At 41.3% G+C, this 2,408-nt stretch carries 1 protein-coding gene; it reads left to right on the forward strand.

The features are described 5' to 3' along the window. The first annotated feature begins 626 nt into the window (after nucleotides 1-626). Nucleotides 627-2,282 (forward strand): group II intron reverse transcriptase/maturase, encoded by a 1,656-nt coding sequence (gene ltrA, locus DEM91_RS12370; protein ID WP_249859106.1) that lies wholly within the window; start codon nucleotides 627-629, stop codon nucleotides 2,280-2,282. Nucleotides 2,283-2,408: the final 126 nt, after the last annotated feature.

Genomic DNA, 2,408 nt, shown 5'->3' on the forward strand with positions numbered 1-2,408 from the left:
GTGTGACTAGAAAGTTACATGAGTGGCTGTCAAGCAATGACTTGACCTGCTGTTTCGTCAGTAGTAGCCTATGGGCAAATGCAGTCTTTAAGGGATTGTGTTAAGCTGCCCAGACAAGGTAGCCCTGTCGCAAGACGCAGAAAGAACCGTGAGGGGATTTCAATAACTGCCAGTGTTAGGCGGTTGGGGAGCTTGGCTGAAAGGTATGGTTAGCGATAGCGAACTGTTGATAAACGTCGTTAAGTCGAACAAGCTAAAGACACTATAAGGCTTGAACCAAAAAGGTAAAGTGGTTGGCTATCCTTGTGAACTTTGAGGATACACGAACATCGGAACCACCGGCGGAGAGACAGAACCTAACCCTTTCATGGCACTCATGTAAAACTAGGTAAGCCCATATGTTTCCTATTAACCAAATAGGTAAGCCAACCGCAAGGAAAGCAGAATGATATGTGGGTAGAAGATTGTGGAAAAAGCGAATGCTGTCTTGTAATGAGACAGATACGGATTGAGTTACAGGTCACGTGATGGCATGAATAATATCATCCGACACGAAAGTGGGCAGACTTCCACGTTAGGTAACACTTTTACAATAACTTTTAGAACTTCTCAAAGAAGGAATGCAAATGAACGAACGTAACATAAAAACATCGTGTGCGCCTACTGACAATAGTGGGGGCTGGACTTCCATTGACTGGAACAGAGCCGAAGCTGCTGTTAAGAAGCTACAAGTTCGCATTGTAAAAGCGCAGAAAGAAGGTAAGTGGAACAAGGTAAAAGCATTGCAATGGACACTTACCCACTCGTTTTACGCTAAGGCATTAGCAGTAAAACGTGTGACTTCCAATCAAGGCAAGAACACTTCGGGAGTGGATAAAGTCCTTTGGACAACAGACATGTCGAAGTATAAAGCCATTGACACACTACGAAAAAGAGGGTATAAACCTCAACCTTTAAAACGTGTTCATATCAAGAAAAGTAATGGAAAACTCCGCCCTTTAGGAATACCCACAATGAAAGACCGAGCTATGCAGGCTCTTTATGCCATGGCACTTGAGCCAGTTGCAGAAACAAAAGGAGACAATTTCTCCTATGGATTTAGAAAAGGAAGAAGCACTGCGGACGCTATGATAAGAATTCATACACTACTTTCAAGGAGATTTTCTCCTGAATGGGTATTGGAGGGTGACATCAAAGGATGCTTTGACCACATAAGCCACGAATGGTTATTGGAAAATATCCCTATGGACAAGACCATGCTGAAGAAATGGCTGAAATGTGGTTTTATCTTCAAAGATGAACTTTTCCCAACAGAAGAGGGTACACCGCAAGGTGGCATAATCTCTCCTATCTTGGCAAACATGGCACTTGATGGAATACAAGATTTACTCGCAAAGAATTTCCCTATAACAACTAAGAATGGAAAGGAAATTCGTCACAAAATAAATCTTGTAAGATATGCTGATGATTTCATTATCACAGGTGATAGCGAGGACATTCTCAGAGAAGAAGTTAAGCCACTTATTGCGAATTTCTTGGCAGAAAGAGGACTAACACTATCCGAAGAGAAAACTCTCGTTACACACATTGACAATGGATTTGATTTTCTCGGATTTAATGTCAGGAAATATAATGGAACACTGCTCACGAAACCATCAAAGGACAGAGTGAAGAAATTTACCGCAAAGATTAAGGATGTGATAAAGAAAAACTCGTCCGCAACCCAAAGCGACCTTATCTTCACGCTCAATCCTATCATTAAAGGGTGGGGAAATTATTATCAATTCTGTGCCGCTACTGAAACATTCAGAAAGACGGACAATGCTATTTTCCAAAAGATTTGGAGATGGTGTTTGCGCAGACATCACAACAAGGGGCTTGCATGGATTAAAAACAGATATTTCCATAAGATGGGAAACAGAGATTGGATTTTCTCCACGGAAGTAAGTAGAAAGAACGGTAATTTCTACCATTCTCTTGTATCACTTACTGACATCAAAATTAAGAAATATCCACAACTCAAAGCTGCTTATAATCCATTTGACCCAGCATGGGATGATTATACCGAACAGAGGGCTGTAACCAAAATGAAATTCAGTCTAAAGGGACGGAAATCTCTCATCTACATATGGGAAAAACAAGAAAGGAAATGTCCGTTATGTGGTCAACCCATAACAAAGCAGACTCCTTGGCGCACGATGTTTACAGAAGATAATAAGACCCGATTATTGGTACATGATAAATGTTATCGTAGTTATGTGTATAAGAAAAGAAGTAAATAACTTTCTGACTATGCGAATTTGCTATATAAAAGCAAGCCATAGTTTGCTTGAGCCGTATGAGGGGAAACTCTCATGTACGGTTCTTAGAGGGGAAAGCCCCCGAGAGGGGGCTGACCTACTCGATCC

Source organism: Prevotella sp. TCVGH, assembly GCF_023522295.1.
Lineage (GTDB): Bacteria > Bacteroidota > Bacteroidia > Bacteroidales > Bacteroidaceae > Prevotella > Prevotella timonensis.